The following is a 16,783-nucleotide window of genomic DNA, read 5'->3' on the forward strand; positions in this document are numbered from 1 at the left end:
AGGCGACCCTCGCCTCGGCCCAAGCCTTCCTCTACGCCGCTGCCGTCATGATCCTCGTTCGACGGCTAGGACGCGCCTCATGACTTATCGGACGGACTCTGAGGGACCAGAAACATCCTTGCGACGATACCGTTCCTACACCAGGCCGTCAGCGTAAGGACCAAAGACCATCAGGTTCGAACAGGACCTATCTCGGCATGCTACCGACCGAACCCAATCGTGGCAGGAACCTCCAGGCCATCGACGCCCTCATGAACTCGCCAGCATGCTCGTCGATTGCAGGACGACGATGACGAGCATGAAGACGGCCGCGGCGGCGAGGACATAGGTCACGGCCTTGGTGAATTTGGTCATGGGTTGATTCTCCTCAGCCGCGTTTTTCGCCCAGACCGGCATCGATGGCGTCCTCGGCCGGCAGCACGAAGACCTGACCGGGATAGATCAGGTCCGGGTCGCGGATCTGGTCCTGGTTGGCGTCGTAGATCGCCGTGTACCGGTCGCCCTCGCCGTAGGTCCGCCGGCTGATCGCCCAAAGGCTGTCGCCGCGCTCGATCCGGGCGGTCCTCACCTCCGGCACGTAGACGGCGCCGGGGATGGCGTTGGGTCTGAGCGGATCGCTCATAGTATCCGATGATGGCTTGGGCGCCGACGTGCCAGATATGGAATCCCGAGACCCCTCAGACGTGCCTTGGTTCTCGCCTTGCCGCCCGACCGCCGCTGGTTGGGACGCGTTCGACGCCACCTGTCCGCCGGGTGATGCCTCGGGTGGTGCCGGGACCGAACGGCCCGTCCCGGCGATCCGGGCGTCATGAGGAACCGAGAAGGGTACCTCCACGCGGCTGTGGACCTTCCCCGAGGCGGCATCGACCTGATCGAGCCAGATCTTGTAATCCCCCGGCTTGACGCCTCGACCGATGGTGAAGGTGACGATGCCGTCCCGACCGACCGTGGCGGGGGTGATCAGGGTATCGTTGAGGTAGAGCCGTACGGTCGCACCGGCGGGAGCCTGGCAGCTGACGTACAGCCGGCCGCCCTCCTGCGCATCGACGCTGACGACCTTGGTGGGGGCCTCCGCCGATCCCGTCACGACCGCCCGCTCCGGTGGTGGGGCCTCAGGCGCCTCCGAGGAGCGGGACCCGATCCCTTTGGATGCGGCGTCCGCCGTCGTCCGTCGAGTGGACACGGCATCGGGAACCGAGCGGATCACCGTCCGTGACGAACCCGGTTGCGATAGCACCACGGTCGCCTTGTCGCGCGAGGTCAGGGCAACCAACGGCTTGGCATCGTGCGATGGCGCGACCGCCACCGCGACGCTGTCCCGCGAGTGGCGAACAATGCCCTTCGCATCGGTGGCCCGAAGGCCGACCTCGCTGTTGCCGGCCGGGAGGGCCGGCGGGACGATGGCGAACTGGCCGTTCCCATCGGCGACCGCCCGGGCGGTGGGTTTGCCGTCGACTAAGAGCTCCACGGTACCGTTCGGCGTCGCTCGCCCGGCGACGACGAGTTCCCCGTTCGGCTCGACGCGGATGGTATCGAAGGATGGGGAACTTGGGTCAGGGGCGCCGGGAGCCATCGCCACGCCTGGTTCGCCCGGCGTCCGTTCAATCGCCGGTCCATCCGGAGCGACCGCTTCCGAGGTGTTTCTTCTGCTGGCGTCGACCTCTGGCCGCGATAGGGCCGCCACCGGTCGCCCGCCTTCGCCGTTCGAGGGCGGGAGTGGTGATCCGAGCCGCCAAAGGGCGCCATCACCGCCGACCAAGGTCAGGATCAGCCCGATCCCCATGAGGAGGGCAAGGAGCGCGATGGCAGCCCCGCGGCGACGCACCGGAGGCGCAGTTTGCCTGGCGGGTACCGGGACGAGCGTCGTCGCCCCCTTTCGGGAACCGCCACGTCTACGGAACAGGGCTGCGAGTAATCCCACGACGACAAGAAGGATGGCAGGGAACACCTGGAGGAAGGCGCGGCTCAGGCGGGTCAGCAAGGTGTTGTCGTCTCCCATGCAGCCGTGATCACCGTCCGGGGCTCCCGGTCATCGGGCATTCGTTCGGTCGGAGCGGATGCCCTGGAACACGCCCCTGGGCAGAGGCGCCGCGCCCTCCGGCTTTCCGAGGCACCCTTTCTCGTTGTCGGTACGGCTAGTCGTCGGCCTCGCTGGACGATCCGGAACGGGACCGCTCGTAGGCGGCGATGGCCCCGGAGCATCCCGGCGAAAGATTCTGGCGATTGCGCTTGAAGCAGGCCTTCACCTCCGGCCCGCCCGGCTTCATGCCGGCGCACAGGCGAAGGTAATCACCCCCGCAATTCGCCCGCATGGCCTCCATCTCGGGACCCTCCTGCGCCGTGGATGGCCGGGACGCGACCAGGGCGCCTGCGATGGCAAGCGATGTCAGGGCGAGGATACGGATGTTCATCGTGCAATCTTTTCGTGCGGTTGGGCCGGGATGGACGACCCACGCGGGTGGTTGCCTGCGTGGGTCGCCGTCGTCTCAGCGGGCCGGCTGGCTAGGCGCGGCGGCGGGCGGGTTGGCGAGCTGCTGACGGACCTCGGCGAGCTTTGCTTGGGTGGTGCTCAGATCCTGGCGGGCCGAGGCCAGCTGCTCGTTGATGGCGGCCGCTTCCTTGTTGCGGGTGGCCAGGGTCTCGGTCAGCGTGGCGAGCTCGCCCTGCGCGTCGGTCTGGCGCTTGCGCAGGGCCTCAACGGCGGCCGTGCCGGCATCGCGGTCGGCAGAGAGCTTCTGCAGCGCCTGCTCGGCCTGACCCCGCTCGGACACGACGCGGTCGCGCTGCGCCTGGGTCTCGGCAAGCTCCTTGCGCACGTTCGCGAGGGCATCGCGGGCCTGCTGGGCGTCGCGGTTGGCCTGCTCGATCTCGGCGGTGAGCTTGTCCTTGTCGGCGGTCAGGCCAGCGACGGCCTGACTGGTGTCCGTGCGCTGCTTCGCGGCCTGATCGGTCGCGGTTCGCGCGTCGGCCAGTTCCTTCTGAGCGGCGGCGGCGGCCTCGCGGGCGTTCTGCTGGCGCTCCTCGGCCTTGGCGAGGTCGGCGGTCTTGGCCGTCGCCTCCTGGGTCATGGTCGCGAGATCGGCGCGGAGCTTGGCCTCCTGCACCCGGGCGTCCTCAAGGCGGCGTCCGACCTCGGCAAGATCCTGCGTCCTGTCGACGGCGGCCTTCTCCGCGGTGGTGATGGCCTCGCGCAACGGGGCCAGCTTACCCTCGGCCTGCGTGACCTGGGACTGGAGCTCGATGAGCTTCTGCGTCTCGGCCTCGGCCGTCTTCTTCGCCTCGGTCGCCTTGGCCTCGGAGGCCTGCTGCTCCTTGGTCAGGGTCGCGGCGCGGGACTTTGCCTCCTCGGCTGCCTTGCTTGCCTGCTGGTCCTGCTGCTGGGCGGTGGCGATCTTGGCCTGGAGCGAAGTCAGAGTGCCAGCGGTCGAGATCTGCCTGTCCAGGTCGGTACGGAGCGCCGTCTGCTGGGCCTGCAGGTCCTCGATGCGGTGGTCACGGGCGCTGCGCTGACGCGCACCTGCGATGGAGGCGACGATGAGCCAGACCAGCAGCACCACGGCCACGACCGCGAGGCTGAAGGGCAAGGGGCGTCGGAGTTCGGAACGGTAGTCGATGGCCATGGGGGTCTCGCGATGTCGGGGATGGTGGTGAATCGAACCCCGGCGCGGCATCGCCCGGCGTCGTGTACGACCGGCGCCCGAAGGCACCGGCCGCGTCGTGGCGTCAGGCTGGCCGGCGGCCGTCGGCGGCGTAGCGGTCGATGGCCGAGGGCAGCTCGCGGGAGAGGCGGGACAGGAGCGCGCTGCGGCTCAGGCCGGTCTGTTGGGTCAGGTGGTCGAGGGTGTCCGAGCCGATGGCGCGTTCGAGGTCGGCCTCGGGAATGTCGCGGTTGGTGCCCTGGTTGACCCAGGAGTTGGCCGTCTCGCCGTGGCCACCCTTGGTGAAGTGGTCGACGAGTTCGCTGAGGCCGCTGGCGATCAGGCCGCCGACGCCGGCGGTGCCGAGGCCGCCGAGGAGGCTGCCGAGGTTGCCGATGCCGCCCGTGGAGCTGGTGTTGGAGGCGGTGTTCGGGATCGGCGGAACGGTGCCGTGGTTCGGGCTCAGGGAGGGGCTGGACGGTGTATCGTGGCCCTTCAGGAGCTCGGCGAGCTTATCGCGGTTCTGGTATCCGGCCACGGCCAGCAGGCCGAGCAGCGCGGTCATCGAGGGATAGCCCTTGCTCATCGGTCGTCCTTGTCGGTTGTGAGGGTCGGACGGGTGTCCGCCCGCGGGGGCTCGGCCGCCGCGCCGGCGACCGTAATCCTGTCTGGCATCACGCCAGGCAGGTGTGGGGGAGCGGGCTGCTAGAACTCGGTCGGCTTGATGCCGGCCTTCTCCATCCGCTGTTCGGTCTCGCCCGCCAGCGCCTGCAGACCCTGCCGCTCGGGCATTTGGAGCACGGGGTCGAGGGCACGCATCGAGGCGTAGAGACCAGCGGCGGCACCGCCGATCAGGAGGGCGACGACGAACAGCCAGAGTTGCTGGATGGCCGCCCAGCCGGCGAACAGGGCCAGGCCGATGCTGCGGGCCGGGTTGGACGTTCAGCTTTCGGATCGAGTTCACGGATGTTTGCGGGGTGTCAGTAATACGAGACATCCTCGGATCCGCGAGTCGTCCGGGAGCTATTCCGTCGTGGCACCGGACCCGCCACCGTGGCGGGCCCGGTGGTCTGGATGGTTACGGGCAGGTGTGACGGTCGCCGTCGTTGCCGAGGTAGGTCCCGCTCGACGCGTCGTAGGACCGGAAGCGGCGGGCGCATGCTGCAACTGCCTCGGGACCTGGACCGCCCTGCACGACCACCGGGGCAGCCTGAGCCTGAGAGTTGGCGATGGCGCCGCCGATGATGGCACCCGCCGCGAGGCCGGCAACGCCCGCGCCCACCGCTGCGCCGACGCCAGGTCCGCGGCGATAGCCGTAACCGCGACCGGAGCCATAGCCCCGCCCATAGCCCCGCCCGTAGCCACGTCCACCGCGCCAGCCATGACGGCGACCGAAGCGCCGGTACTGCACGTAATCGGTCGGCAGGTCTCCGCGGACGAGCGCTTCGATAGGCGCTGCGGAGGCCGGTGCGGCATGGGCCGGCAGGCCGACGAGGGTGGCTGCTACGGTGGCGGCGAGGGCAAGGGTCAGCTTCATCGTGGATAGGTTTCCTGAATCGGTTTCACGCGGAAGGGGAAAGTCAGTAGCCCCGACGGTTTGGTGGGGTGGCCGAACGGCCGCCGAAACGGCGGCTGACGTAGGCGATGACCTTCGGGAGGAGGAAGGCGGTGAGAAGCTTGCGGATCATGGAGTGATCTCCGAGGTCAGTGGGTCAGCGCTTGGAGCGGGACAGCCAGCCCACCGCGAAGGCGACGGCGGCGAGGCCGAGCAGGGCGGAGGTACGGTTGTCGTCGGCGTAGCGGACGGCCTGGCGGCCATATGTGGTGCCGCGCTTACGAGCATGACGGGCAAGGTCGCGTCCGTCCGCAATCAGGTTTCCCGCGCGGTCGCGCGCCTCGTCGACGAGATGACGGCCGTCCTCGACCAGGTTGCCGGCACGATCCCGAACCTCGTGGGCGATGTCGCGTCCGTCGTCGATGAGATCCTCGGCCCGGTTGCGAGCGCGGCCGTAGGCGTACTGCGCGCCGCCTGCGACTTGGTTCACAGCGCCGCGCACCTGACGGGCCGGATCACCGGTGATGCCGCCGACGGCGGTCTGCGCACGACCCTTGAGGTGGCGGGACGCGCCGCGGAACTGGTCTCCGTTCATGGGATTATCCTGCGTACGAATTCAATGGAGGCGACGGGACCCGAGCGGGCCACCGCCGTCTCGGTTCAGTGCTTGCCGGTGACCTTGTCGACGACCGAGGCGACGCCGTCCTTGGCCTCGCCGACGGTGCGCTGAGCCTCGCCCTTGAGTTCCTGGGCCTTGCCCTCGACGACGAGCTTGTCGTTGCCCGTGACCTTGCCGGTGGCCTGCTTGACGTTGCCGGCCGCTTCGTTGGCGAGGCCCTTCAGCTTGTCGGTGGTGCTGCTCATGGGATGTCTCCTTGGGTTCGGTTGAGGTGGGCTTCGATGAGGAGGCCGGCCGGTCTCGGTGACCGACCGGGAAACGGTTCAGACGCGACGGGCGTCGTAGGCGTCGGCGAGGGTGTGGAGCTTCGGGGCGCCGAGGCGGCCACCGAAGAAGCCGGCGAGCGCGCCGAGGATCAGGGCGAGCGCGCCGTAGAAGGCGCCCTGGGTGGCGGCGGACTTGGCGACGACGGCCGCCTGCTCAGCCTTCACCTTGGCGGTGGCGACGGTCTCTTCGTACTGCTTCTTGTAGTCCTGGATCTGGGCCTTGGCCTGATCGACCGGGATGTTCTGAGCCTTGGCGAGCGCGGCGGCGGCGCGGTTCTCGGCCTGCGCCTTCTGAGCGGGATCACCCGTGAACAGGGCGCGGATGGCGGCGACGGCAGCGTCCTTGGCGGCCTGCGGATCCTGGCCGGCGGCCTGGTTGCGCACCGACTGCTCGATGCCGTCGAGCGGGTTGGTGATCTTGGACAGCGAGGGAGCCGCGGCCTGGGCCGCCGTCTGGACGGTGCCACCGACGAGGGAGCCGGCCCCGCCCAGCGTGCTGGTCACGCCCGAGAAGGCGCCGCCGATGAGGCCGCCGGCCGCCGAGGTCAGCAGGTACAGCACCACCAGGGTGGTCACCGCCCAGGAGACCAGGCCGTGCAGTCCGGCCGCACCGGTGACAGGCTTGCCAGACAGGCGACCGGCGATGAAGCCGCCCGCGAGGGCCGCGACGATGCCCGAGCCAACGAACCAGATGCCGGCGCTGAGCGACAGGGTCGAGGCGGCCGGGTTGTCTGCGGCGTTCGCTCCGACGCTGGACAGGCCGACGCCGACGCCGACCATGTTGAGGATGACCTGGGTCACCAGCGCGGTGACGGCACCGGCGAAGATCGCGCCCCAGGAAACCTGGTTCAGCAGGACGGTGCGGGTGTCGGCCGAAGCCGCCGTGGAAGAGGTCGCGAGAAGGGGGGAAGTGGACACGTAGAGGTACTCCGGGTGGTCGGTCGTCCGAGTCGTTCGGTCGTTCGAGAGGTCAGTCGGGGGGGGGGGGAACTCTTAGGTCCGACCGCGCAGTCCCGGCGCGGTAGGACCCATCAATCGCGGCGAGATCAGTCGCGGCGGTGGATGAGGAGGCCGAGGCCGTAGCCGAGGAGGCCGGCGACGAGCAGGGCGGCCACGGGATGCGCGGCGATCTGGCTGGTCGCTTCGCGACCGCCCTCGCGCAGGTAGCGGCCGCCGTTCTCGTAAGCGTCCTCGGCCTGGTCGTAGGCCTCGCGGCCGGCGCCGCGAACGGAACGCTCGGCGCGGTCGTAGGTGTCGCTGGCGGCACCCTGGGCGCGGCGCGCGCGGTCCTCGACGTCGTCGGACCCGATCAGGTTGCCGAGCGTGTCGCGAACTTTACCGCCGATGTCTCGGGCCGTGTCGGCGACCTGCTCGGCGGCGTCGCGCACGGTGTCCTTGGCTTGACCGTAGAGGTTCTCCGCGGCGCCCTGTGCCTCGCGGGCGCGGCCTTCGACCGAGTCCCGCTTCGAGCCGGTGAGGTCGCCCACCGTGCCCTGCACCTTGCCGCCGAGTTCCTTGGCGGCGCCCGTGATGCGATCCGTATCAACCATGATGTTTGTCCTGTTCAGATTTCAGTTGTGTTCGTTAGGTACGACGTATGACCAAAGCTACGATTGAGAAGGGGTCTTTGGTTTCACATCGGACTTAGGTAATTTCAGCTGAGACTTGCCCTCGGCTTCGAACTTCGGGTCGCCGACCAACTTTCCGATGGCTTCCTTGATCGAGCCTTTGATCTTGTCGGAGGTGTCGGCCGTCTTCTGCGCGCTCACGGGATGCTCCAAAGCCTAGGCATTTGACACACCCATCAAGTGGCCCGCCCATCCCGGCAAGCAATGATGCAGATGTACCAGTTGAGTGATTTTATTTGCTTGGTTCGGTAAACGGGAACCCGTTCTCCCGACCCCAGACAATGGCCTCGGAGCGCTTGTGGACGCCGAGCTTCCGGTAGAGTGACGCCGAATGGTTTCGCACCGTGTTCTTGGACAGGTTGAGCCGCGTGGCGATGGCGTCGTCCCCGAGCCCTTGGCAGATCAGGTCGAGGATCTGGCGCTCGCGCACCGAGACGTTCGGGACGATGCCGTCCTTGTGGTCTGTGCCCGGCCGGCGCAGGTTGGCGAGCTTCTCGATGAGGCCACGACTGAACCAGGAGGTGTCGGCCATCACGGCCTCGACGGCCTCGAACATCTCGCGCTCGGTGCGCTTGCGCTCGGTGATGTCCTGCAGAACCAACAGGGCGTAGGTCTCGGAACCGATTTCGACCCGCTCGGCCGAGACCAGGCAATCGAAGTTGGCGCCGTCCTCGTGCTTGAGGCAGACCTCCAGGCCCAGAACAAAACCGGTTCGCGCCACCGCCGACTCGAACTTGATGCGGGCAGCCTCGTGGGCCCAGAGGCCGAGGTCAGCGGGCGAGCGTCCGGACACCTTATCCGCGCCATAGCCGAACACCCGGGTGAAGGCTTCGTTCGCACCCGTGATGGTGAAGCCGTCGGCGCGGGCCAGCAGGGTCGGCACCGGAGTCAGGTTGAACGCCTTGGCGAAGCGTTCCTCGCTCTGGCGCAGGGCCGTCTCGGCCTTTCGTCGAAGGTCCAGGTCGGCGAAGGTGAAGAGCATGCAGGGCTCGTCGCCCAACTCGATGGGCTGGCCGGCGACGATGACGTAGCGGCTGCCCCCGTCGGGCAGGTCGAGGCATGCCTCCATCTGGGGGATCGTGCCGCCGCTGTTGAGCCTGGAAATCGCCAGGTCGCGGCTACGGGCTCCGGCCAGCACGTCGACCTCGTAGACGCTGCGGCCGATGACGGCGTCGCGGGTGTAGCCGGTCATCTCCAGGAAGCCGAGGTTGACCTTGACGTGGCGCAGGTCCGAGAGCCGGCAGATCACCGCCGGGGCCGGATTGGCGTTGAAGGTGGCCTCGAACCGTTCCTCGGCCTCGAACTGCTCGGATACGTCCTTGAGGATCAGCGCCAGGCAGCTCGGATTGCCCTCCCGGTCGGTGGCGACGAGGCTGCGCAGGGAGTGGACGAAATCAACATCGGGCCGGTCGGTCCGCTTCACGTCGACGATGACGTCGTGGAAGCGCTCGCCCGAGACGACCCGCTCCATCGGATACTGGTTCGGGGTGTGGTTGTTGCGGTAGCGCAGGGCGAAGCGCTCGCGATAGGCGTCCACCGTCTCGCCGAGTTCGTCGACGGTCTCCGCACCATGCATCGCGAGCGCTGCCTCGTTGGCATAGGCGATGGTCTGGTCGGGCTCGACCAGGATTACGCCCTCGCTCAGGCCGGCGATGATCTGCCGAAGCTCATGCCTGTCGACGCCAACCGTCACCTTCGACCACCTTCCCTGCTGCTTGGATCAAGCACGGCCGCAACAGGCGGTTGGGGAAACGGTTCCGATGCGAGCGAGCGAATGGCTGGTATATCTGGATCATTGACGTGAACGTGAACGATCAGCCACAAACCGCTACGTGTTTTCTACCGTAGAGGGGCGGACAGATCCGGTCGACGACCGGGAGAAGGTTGAATCTCCTCGCGTGTACTTAAGCATGATCTCCAACGAACCTTCGCCTGGCGAGGGATTGCCCCGCCATGTCCAGGATCTGATCGGACGGAAACTCGACGAGCTCATCCCGAGAACCGACGCTGTCGACCCTGACACGCGGCTCGGCCGGGTGCTGCTTCGGCTCAGGGCCGCCCTGCTCGACGCCGAGGCGGAGCGACAGGTCACGAAGGCGTTCGGCGAAGAGATCATCGCCCTCGTGCCGCGCCTGCGCCGCTTCGCCCTCGTTCGCACCGGAAACGCCGCGGAGGCCGACGACATGGTTCAGGCGACCCTGATGCGGGCCTGGGAGCGCAGGTCCCAGTTCGAGGACGGCACCAACCTCGTCGCGTGGCTGTTCACGATCCTGCGCAATACGCACCTTAACCAGCGCAAGCGCTTGCGACGCGAGGTCGAGGACGTCGACGGGGTATTCGCAGGCGCGCTTTCCTCGGCGCCGGACCAGGAGCATCGGATGGCCCTGTTCGAGTTGCAGGCCGCCCTGGATGACCTTCCCGCGGAGCAGCGCGAGACCCTGCTGCTGGTGACGGTGGATGGGCTCCGGCACGAGGACGCGGCCGCCATCCTCGGCTGCCAGGTCGGCACCGTGAAGAGCCGGGTCAGCCGGGCGCGGGAACGCCTCGCCATCGCCCTGGACCTGTCATGACGGCGCAAACGCCTGCACCGGATGCCGACGGAACCGTCCCGCCCTTCGATCCGGCACCCGTCGCAGCGCGGGTGCAAGCCGCTCTCGACAGCTACCTCAGGGAACGCGCGCCCGACCAGCGGCTGGCGTTCTGGAAGGCCGTCGCGCTCGGATACGGTGGTAACTTCGAGACCCTGGCCGGATACGCTTTACCGGCGACGACGAAGACTTCGTCCTGAGCGGGGCTATTCATCGAACACGGCTCGGTGAGGGCGCCACGGAGACTGCATTTTACCAGGTCTTACCCCGGCAAAATGATGCGTCTGCATCATTGAGCGATTCCGAGACGGTCATATCTCCCGGTCAATGCCGAACGGGTCGGTGCGAACGGCGAGCGAATACAAGAGTTATGCCGGGCTTCATAAGTCCCCCCGATCAGGTCCGGCATGGCCGCAGGGCCGGGCGTTGTGCCGCTCCGGGCGCACGTTCGGCCCGTAGGCCACCCGTCACGAACAGGTTGGAGGATCCCAGATTGGCCAATCCCGGCGCGCCTGAACCCACACCCGGGGCGGACGACCTCACCGAGTCGCCGCCGCGGCCTTTCCCGGGCGAGCGTCCGCTCGGGTCGGACGAGCCGTCCGCGCCCTACGAGGAAACTCCTCCGAACGAGTCGCCAGGGCCCGGTATCGGTCTCGAACGGCCGGCGGCGGAGCCGACCGCCCCGGGACGACGGGGCTGAGCGCGTTCCGGGAGGACTACGAGACGCAGGTGATCCAGGAAGCCATCGAGTCCGGCATGGCCCGCCGCGAGCTCCTGGAGACCTTGGGCGGCCTGCGGATCAGCGACTTCATACCGCCCCATGCCGGAGAACCGGTCGCGGATTATGCGGCCCGGGCAACGGGCGAGCTCATGGTCCGATACCTCGCGCAGGATAAGGACGACACCGTGCCACCCGTTTAGCGGGCAGGCCCTGGAGAGGAATTGATGTCATCCCATCCCAAGTTCGCCGCGCTGTGCCTGGGCATCGCGTGCGCCGTGCCTTTGCAGGCCGCAGCGCAGGCGGGCTTCGACGGGCAATGGTCCGTCACCGCCACCGTCGAGGACGGCGGCTGCACGGGTCCCTACCGGTATCCCATCGTCATTCGTGACGGCGTCGTCGATGACGCGAGCGGCAGCGGGGCCGATGCATCGGGACGCGTGCGCAAGGACGGTCGCCTCATCGGCTCCATAAAAAGCGGGCTTGCCGACATCGCCGTCGAAGGCCGCCTCCGGTCAGCCGCGGGAGCCGGCCGCTGGAACCTCTCCGGTCCAATCCCTTGCCGCGGCCGCTGGACGGCGAGCAAGGCAGGGTAATCACAGAGAACGCACTGACGCCATCCTGCGAAAGACTGATGGATGTGAACTAAACTCCGCCCTGTCTGCCGCATATTATACAATTCGATACAAAATTCTGTGATAATAGAAGCAACGCTTTCCGGGTCTTATTTGTTCGCATCCTATCGCAACAGAGGAGATGCAGATGCGATTGAAACTAGCTGGCGCAGCCGTCCTTGCCCTCGGTACGATTGCCGCCACGGCCGGTGCCGCCGAAGCCCGCGACGGGTGCGGACCTGGTAGCCACCGAGGATATTATGGGTACTGCCGTCCGAACGTCGTCTATCGCCCCATCGTGGTGCGGCCGGTCGTCTATAGATATCGCCGGGTCGGCTGGTACGGCCCCCGCTGGCACCGTTGGGGCGGTTATCGCCATGTCGGATATCACCGTCCGTGGGGTTGGCACGGCGGCTACCGCCACGTTGGCTGGCATCACCGCTGGTAAGCTGACGGCCCCCTAAGCAAGGGCGTTCGGTTCGTACCGGGCGCCCTTTTCCGGCCAAGCCGTTACCGCGCCGATTTCCTGACCTGCCGGCCGTGCTCGCATTCGGCTACGGCCAAGAGCTTCCGAGGAAGGCGCCCACAGATTTGAGCTACCGCGGAAGGCCCCCCCTCAGGAATACGGGGCGCAGTCCCCAGGCAGCCGGTCGTCTGCCACGGAACGCCGGACGCTTCGTCGTCCATGGCCAATCATCGACCCGACATCGTGAGGATCCCTAACCCTGGACGAAATCGACGACGTGAAATTTCTATGCGGGTACATCGACATCGGCGGAACATCACCAGCCCGAAACACTTGTCGCGTGTCTGAAACGTCCCTCGATCCAGCCACTACAGACCGGCGCCGCGCCATCGTCGCCGCCGAGCCCGTTCCCGACCTAATCAGAATCCCAGTCCTATCGAGCGGCTTCGGCACCGACCCGCCGCCCATGCCCGGAGACCACACATGTCCATACTCGCCTGGATCGTACTCGGCCTGATCGCCGGTTTCATCGGCAGCAAGATCGTCAACAACAGTGGTCAGGGTCTGATCGTCGACATCCTGCTCGGCATCGTCGGCGCGGTTGTCGGTGGCTTTCTGTTCAACCAGTTCGGCCAGCCCGGCGTATCCGGCGTCAACCTCTACAGCCTGCTGGTGGCTGTCGTCGGCGCCGTCATCGTGCTTTGGCTCTACCATGCCCTAGTCGGCCGTCGCCGAGTCCTCTGACACCTCCAACATCGCTTCGGCCGCCGCTGGCCGAAGCGATCAATTTCCGTGCCCCCGACGGTTCGCAGGACAGCGGCGCCGAAGCGGGGAGGTTCGACATAGCTTCAGGTCCTGACAGGGCGGCTATCGCTCGGCGTCATCGCTGGAAAGGTTCATCGTCTTTTGCGTGGCTGGTCACCAATGTGTGTAGGGCCGGGTGCCGCGCCTTCGCGAGCCAGGTGCCGAACCAGGGCGAGCAGTCCGCACTCGCATCCCAGGACGGCACACGCCGAAGCCGTGTCCCCCCTTTCGCTCGCGAGCGCGTACGATCACGAGATGCCTGGAAATCGACGAGGCCGGACCGAGCTTCGACCCGGTGATGCGATGGCCCCGTAACGGACGTTGTTCGAGGAGTCATTCCGCCTTGTGGATGTAGCGGCCTTCCCGTGGTGGCGCGAAGTATTTTCCGTGCGTGACGCGCAGGTCCATCTTCTTCTTGAGCACGCCAAGGGTTAGCGGCTCCCTGTGCAGGGCGGCGCCACGTACAGTCCAAGTCCGGATTTCGGGAAGGATCTCCGCCGGGGTCATGGCGCTCCCGTCCGGGATGATGTCGTGGACCTCATGCATGACACGGTCCCAGAACTCCTCGGCCCGAAAGCGTTCGGGTTGGTTCTCTGACTTCACCAGCCGGTTCTGGAGGCGTTCGCCGTTTTGGTCGGCGGTGACGCCTTTGGCCTTGGAGAACGGCGTTCTCGGCCTGAAGCGTCTCGATGATGCCAAGCAGGTGCTCACGGTCCTGAGCTTCCTCCCTGCGCAGGGCCATGGCCTCGTCGCGTTCGTGCACGAGCTTCTGGGTGGCCTCGCTCTTGGCGCGCTTCCACAGGTCCAGTCCGTTGAAGGCGCAGGGATGCCAAGCGCCCCTCGCGGAGGCAACGTCCGCTGTTCCAATATTAAAGCCCGAAACCGGACTGGCAGAAATCCTCCCGGGGCGGAAAGGCTGGGTTGGTTCGAGAACGCCTATATCTGGGACGGCATCATGTCGGGGTAAACGACTGCTTCAGGTGCGCTGCATTCCTGGAGCCTGCATGGCCTCCTCAACATTGCCGTTGAGGAGGCCGGGCTTCAGATTTCGGTCGCTTCCGCCAGAGCGAGCGCGTCTTCAACGTCCACGCCACATTGCCGTTGAGGAGGCCGGGCTTCAGATTTCGGTCGCTTCCGCCAGAGCGAGCGCGTCTTCAACGTCCACGCCAAGGTAGCGTACCGTGCTCTCGATTTTCGTATGCCCAAGCAGAATCTACACAGCGCGTAAGTTGCCGGTTCGCTTGTAGATCAATGCCGCCTTTGTACGGCGTAAAGAATGTGTGCCGTAGTCCTCGCGCCGTAGCCCTATGCCCGTCACCCATTCATCTACCAGGCGGGCGTACTGCCGGGTGCTTATGTGCGCCTCGTGGTCGATCCGGCTTGGAAAGGCGTAATCGTCAAGCCCGCCCCCTCGGCACCCCAACCAAGTCAAAATGCTGGTACGTGCTGGTTCAAGCAGTTCGAACTGCACGGGCGACCCAGTCTTTCGCTGAACGACGATGACGCGCGCCCGTACATGCCCGCCGCTGACAAGCTCGCCGATCTTCAATTTGACGATGTCACAACCACGCAACTTGCTATCAATGGCGAGGTCGAACATGGCCCGGTCGCGTACGCGCCGCTCTCCGTCGAGCCAGAAACGGATGGCCCAAACCTGTTGTGGTTTGAGCGCGCGTTTGGCGCCGAGCTTCCGTCCTGCGTTCCACGGTCGGCGGCGGTCGGCGGCTCTTGAAGGCTGGGTCGTGCTCTGAATGTCCCATCTCTCATCTCCCAACCGGCCCATGCCGGCAGAGAGAGAAGGGGTGCTGCGGACTTAGCCTGCATATTACCGGTTAGACGTTCGGGATGTGTGCCACGCAGCTGCCAGACTTGAAATGCAGCCCTGCTGCGTCCGACCCAATGTCGCCGCAGCAGGTAGCTCACGCAGTCCTCGGAAGCGGACGCGGGCAGGTGCCGCAGGCTACAAATTTCGGGGCTGTCAGGACATTGTTGTGACCCTGATTGGGAGGAGGATTGATCCAGCTTGGTCAGGCTGCGTTCAAGCGCTTTTCAACAAGCGATCGGCCATGCCTCGCTTTACGAACTCGGGTGCCGGCCAGACTGCGGCCTCATCGCCAGCGATGGCAGCCGATCCGCGTTGCCAGTTCTTGGCCCGGTAGAGGGCTTCATCGGCTTTTTTCATCATGCTGCTTCGGCTCGCGATTGTCTTATCAAAGCGGCAGGCGCCAATCGTAGCCGAGACCGTGATGACCTTACCTGCCGTCTCCACGTCATGGCGCAGATTTTCGAGGAGATTTCGTAGCAGCCAAGACAGCGCGGCGTAGTCGGTCTCATCGGTTACGACGAGTGCGAACTCGTCACCGCCGATCCGAGCGGCAAGGCCACTCTCGCCGCATGCCGCCTGCAGCTTTGTGGCCATCACGCGTAGAACCTCATCACCAGCGGGATGCCCACAGCTGTCGTTGACGCCCTTGAAATGGTCGAGGTCTATGAGGAGCAACACGAAGCCAGCGTCGCTCTCGCGCGCCAAGCGGATCCGCTCGTCCACGAAGAGATTAAGGCGGCTACGACTAGCTAAGCCCGTCAGATCGTCGGTTTGGGCCATGTGGCGCAGGGCCTGCTCCATGGCGTGCCGCTCGGTGATGTCCTGGAACACCCCGATCAGGGCGACCGGCTCACCCGCGCGCAACTCGACCTCACCCATGCAGCGGACCCGCAAGTCCTCGCCTTGCGCATTGCGGAAGTCGGTCTCGATGTCGAAGGGCACGCCGTGCGATAGAGCGCGTGCGACCGCGGCCTCGACCAGAGCGCGTCCCTGGGGCGAGTAGAAGTCGAGGGCGGTTTCCAGGGACGTGCCGTCCCCCACGGGAACTCCGTGGATGGCATACGTTTGGTCGGACCAAGCCGTGTGGTGGGTGCGCAAGCAGAGCCGCCATGAACCGATCCGGGCCATGCGCTCGGCTTGGTGAAGCAGGCGGTTGCTGCGGTCGAGCGCCTCCAGGTCCCGGCGGCGTTCCTCCGCGAGCCGGACGAGGCTCATGGTGTTGCTACGGGCGGCAAGTACGGTCTCTGCGAGTTGAGCGAGATCCCGCAGTATCGCGATACCAGCCTCGTCGATCTCTCTCGCTTCTCGGTCGATGACGCAGAGCGTGGCTACAGCGATAGGACCGGCACCGTGGGCGCGTTCGATGCGGATCGGCATACCGGCATAGAACCGGATATGCGGCGAGCCCGTGACCAGGGGATTGCTTGCGAAGCGCGGATCTCGGGTCGCGTCCGTAACGATCAATAAGTCGTCCGCCCGCAGCGCATGCGTGCAGAATGCGTCCTCACGCGGCGTCTCGCTCACGTCCAGTCCGCAGGATGCCTTGAACCATTGCCGGGTTTCGTCGACCATCGTGACAAGAGCTATCGGACAACCCAACAGGCGCTGGGCCATGCTGACCAGCGTATCGAACTCCTGCTCGGGAGGCGTATAGAGGATTCCGAGCCCGGCTAAGCACGTGAGCCGTTCGGCCTCATCAGTCGTCGCACTCATCATGCCCTTTGATGGGATCGAGCGGGTTAAGAAGCGCCTATCGCTCTGTACAAAAGCCGACGGAGCGCTGATCACTGCGACAGGGATCGAGAGGCCGCCTCTCGGAAGCGGGCTGAGAATCATTCACTGGACTGGCTGTACAGCGGACTAGCTGTTCCCGCCCCAACCACGCCGTAGCCAGAAGTCTGGGGCGTTACCCAAAAGCGGTCATTTCCAACGGGCCCGGCACCCTGGACGAAAACCCAGATTGGAGCCTGAGGCCACGAGCATCGTGAGAGGCGAGCTGAGC

The 16,783-nt window shown here is 66.3% G+C and carries 18 protein-coding genes and 2 pseudogenes; 5 read left to right on the plus strand and 15 right to left on the minus strand.

All coding sequences use genetic code 11. From position 1 onward, the window contains the following. Positions 1 to 367 precede the first annotated feature (367 nt). The 12 genes and pseudogenes from ASF58_RS15085 to ASF58_RS15130 all read right to left on the minus strand — a co-directional run bounded on the left by ASF58_RS15085 (position 368) and on the right by ASF58_RS15130 (position 9,459). On the minus strand, positions 368 to 1,468 hold the full coding sequence (locus tag ASF58_RS15085; RefSeq protein WP_055953977.1) for a LysM peptidoglycan-binding domain-containing protein: 1,101 nt from the start codon (positions 1,466 to 1,468) through the stop codon (positions 368 to 370). 667 nt (positions 1,469 to 2,135) lie between these two features. After that, the gene (locus ASF58_RS15090; protein ID WP_244477345.1) at positions 2,136 to 2,411 is read right to left on the minus strand and encodes a 3',5'-cyclic-nucleotide phosphodiesterase; all 276 of its coding nucleotides are present in this window, start codon (positions 2,409 to 2,411) and stop codon (positions 2,136 to 2,138) included. A gap of 75 nt (positions 2,412 to 2,486) precedes the next feature. Continuing rightward, on the minus strand, positions 2,487 to 3,620 hold the full coding sequence (locus tag ASF58_RS15095; RefSeq protein WP_055953980.1) for a hypothetical protein: 1,134 nt from the start codon (positions 3,618 to 3,620) through the stop codon (positions 2,487 to 2,489). Between the two features lie 103 nt (positions 3,621 to 3,723). Next, positions 3,724 to 4,224: a YidB family protein gene (locus ASF58_RS15100; protein ID WP_055953983.1), complete on the minus strand. Its 501-nt coding sequence runs from the start codon at positions 4,222 to 4,224 to the stop codon at positions 3,724 to 3,726. A gap of 242 nt (positions 4,225 to 4,466) precedes the next feature. Continuing rightward, a pseudogene (locus ASF58_RS27200) lies at positions 4,467 to 4,580 on the minus strand (aquaporin); the annotation flags it as partial. A 136-nt stretch (positions 4,581 to 4,716) separates the two neighbouring features. Beyond that, on the minus strand, positions 4,717 to 5,175 hold the full coding sequence (locus ASF58_RS15105; protein WP_055953986.1) for a BA14K family protein: 459 nt from the start codon (positions 5,173 to 5,175) through the stop codon (positions 4,717 to 4,719). Between the two features lie 175 nt (positions 5,176 to 5,350). Further along, the gene (locus ASF58_RS15110; RefSeq protein ID WP_055953989.1) at positions 5,351 to 5,788 is read right to left on the minus strand and encodes a CsbD family protein; all 438 of its coding nucleotides are present in this window, start codon (positions 5,786 to 5,788) and stop codon (positions 5,351 to 5,353) included. A gap of 65 nt (positions 5,789 to 5,853) precedes the next feature. After that, entirely contained in the window at positions 5,854 to 6,057 is a 204-nt protein-coding gene (locus ASF58_RS15115; protein ID WP_055953992.1) for a CsbD family protein, read from the minus strand. 78 nt (positions 6,058 to 6,135) lie between these two features. Beyond that, positions 6,136 to 7,056, minus strand: coding sequence for a hypothetical protein (locus ASF58_RS15120; RefSeq protein ID WP_055953995.1), 921 nt, complete (start codon positions 7,054 to 7,056; stop codon positions 6,136 to 6,138). 128 nt (positions 7,057 to 7,184) lie between these two features. After that, positions 7,185 to 7,688, minus strand: a complete 504-nt coding sequence (locus ASF58_RS15125) for a CsbD family protein (protein ID WP_055953998.1) — start codon at positions 7,686 to 7,688, stop codon at positions 7,185 to 7,187. Positions 7,689 to 7,745: 57 nt separating this feature from the next. Next, the gene (locus ASF58_RS25900) at positions 7,746 to 7,907 is read right to left on the minus strand and encodes a CsbD family protein (protein ID WP_156375696.1); all 162 of its coding nucleotides are present in this window, start codon (positions 7,905 to 7,907) and stop codon (positions 7,746 to 7,748) included. Between the two features lie 91 nt (positions 7,908 to 7,998). After that, positions 7,999 to 9,459: a helix-turn-helix transcriptional regulator gene (locus ASF58_RS15130; RefSeq protein ID WP_055954000.1), complete on the minus strand. Its 1,461-nt coding sequence runs from the start codon at positions 9,457 to 9,459 to the stop codon at positions 7,999 to 8,001. Between the two features lie 217 nt (positions 9,460 to 9,676). Between ASF58_RS15130 and ASF58_RS15135 the strand changes: the two genes are divergently transcribed. From ASF58_RS15135 to ASF58_RS15155, 5 genes are all read left to right on the plus strand, one after another. After that, the gene (locus ASF58_RS15135) at positions 9,677 to 10,336 is read left to right on the plus strand and encodes a sigma-70 family RNA polymerase sigma factor (protein WP_244477346.1); all 660 of its coding nucleotides are present in this window, start codon (positions 9,677 to 9,679) and stop codon (positions 10,334 to 10,336) included. Beyond that, the gene (locus tag ASF58_RS15140) at positions 10,333 to 10,554 is read left to right on the plus strand and encodes a hypothetical protein (protein ID WP_055954005.1); all 222 of its coding nucleotides are present in this window, start codon (positions 10,333 to 10,335) and stop codon (positions 10,552 to 10,554) included. The genes ASF58_RS15135 and ASF58_RS15140 overlap by 4 nt, the downstream gene beginning before the upstream one ends. A 529-nt stretch (positions 10,555 to 11,083) precedes the next feature. After that, a complete protein-coding gene (locus ASF58_RS15145; RefSeq protein WP_055954008.1) occupies positions 11,084 to 11,275 on the plus strand; it encodes a hypothetical protein in 192 nt (63 codons plus the stop codon). Positions 11,276 to 11,299: 24 nt separating this feature from the next. After that, positions 11,300 to 11,668 (plus strand): hypothetical protein, encoded by a 369-nt coding sequence (locus tag ASF58_RS15150; protein ID WP_055954010.1) that lies wholly within the window; start codon positions 11,300 to 11,302, stop codon positions 11,666 to 11,668. A gap of 967 nt (positions 11,669 to 12,635) precedes the next feature. Next, positions 12,636 to 12,896, plus strand: a complete 261-nt coding sequence (locus ASF58_RS15155) for a GlsB/YeaQ/YmgE family stress response membrane protein (protein ID WP_055954013.1) — start codon at positions 12,636 to 12,638, stop codon at positions 12,894 to 12,896. Between the two features lie 393 nt (positions 12,897 to 13,289). Here the strand turns inward: ASF58_RS15155 and ASF58_RS27210 are convergent, their stop codons facing one another. The 3 genes and pseudogenes from ASF58_RS27210 to ASF58_RS15165 all read right to left on the minus strand — a co-directional run bounded on the left by ASF58_RS27210 (position 13,290) and on the right by ASF58_RS15165 (position 16,497). After that, positions 13,290 to 13,667, minus strand: a complete 378-nt coding sequence (locus ASF58_RS27210; protein ID WP_244477347.1) for a hypothetical protein — start codon at positions 13,665 to 13,667, stop codon at positions 13,290 to 13,292. Between the two features lie 406 nt (positions 13,668 to 14,073). After that, positions 14,074 to 14,716: pseudogene (locus tag ASF58_RS25055) on the minus strand (tyrosine-type recombinase/integrase). A 278-nt stretch (positions 14,717 to 14,994) separates the two neighbouring features. Then, positions 14,995 to 16,497 (minus strand): diguanylate cyclase, encoded by a 1,503-nt coding sequence (locus tag ASF58_RS15165; RefSeq protein ID WP_055954015.1) that lies wholly within the window; start codon positions 16,495 to 16,497, stop codon positions 14,995 to 14,997. Positions 16,498 to 16,783: the final 286 nt, after the last annotated feature.

This window comes from Methylobacterium sp. Leaf125, assembly GCF_001423085.1.
GTDB lineage: Bacteria > Pseudomonadota > Alphaproteobacteria > Rhizobiales > Beijerinckiaceae > Methylobacterium.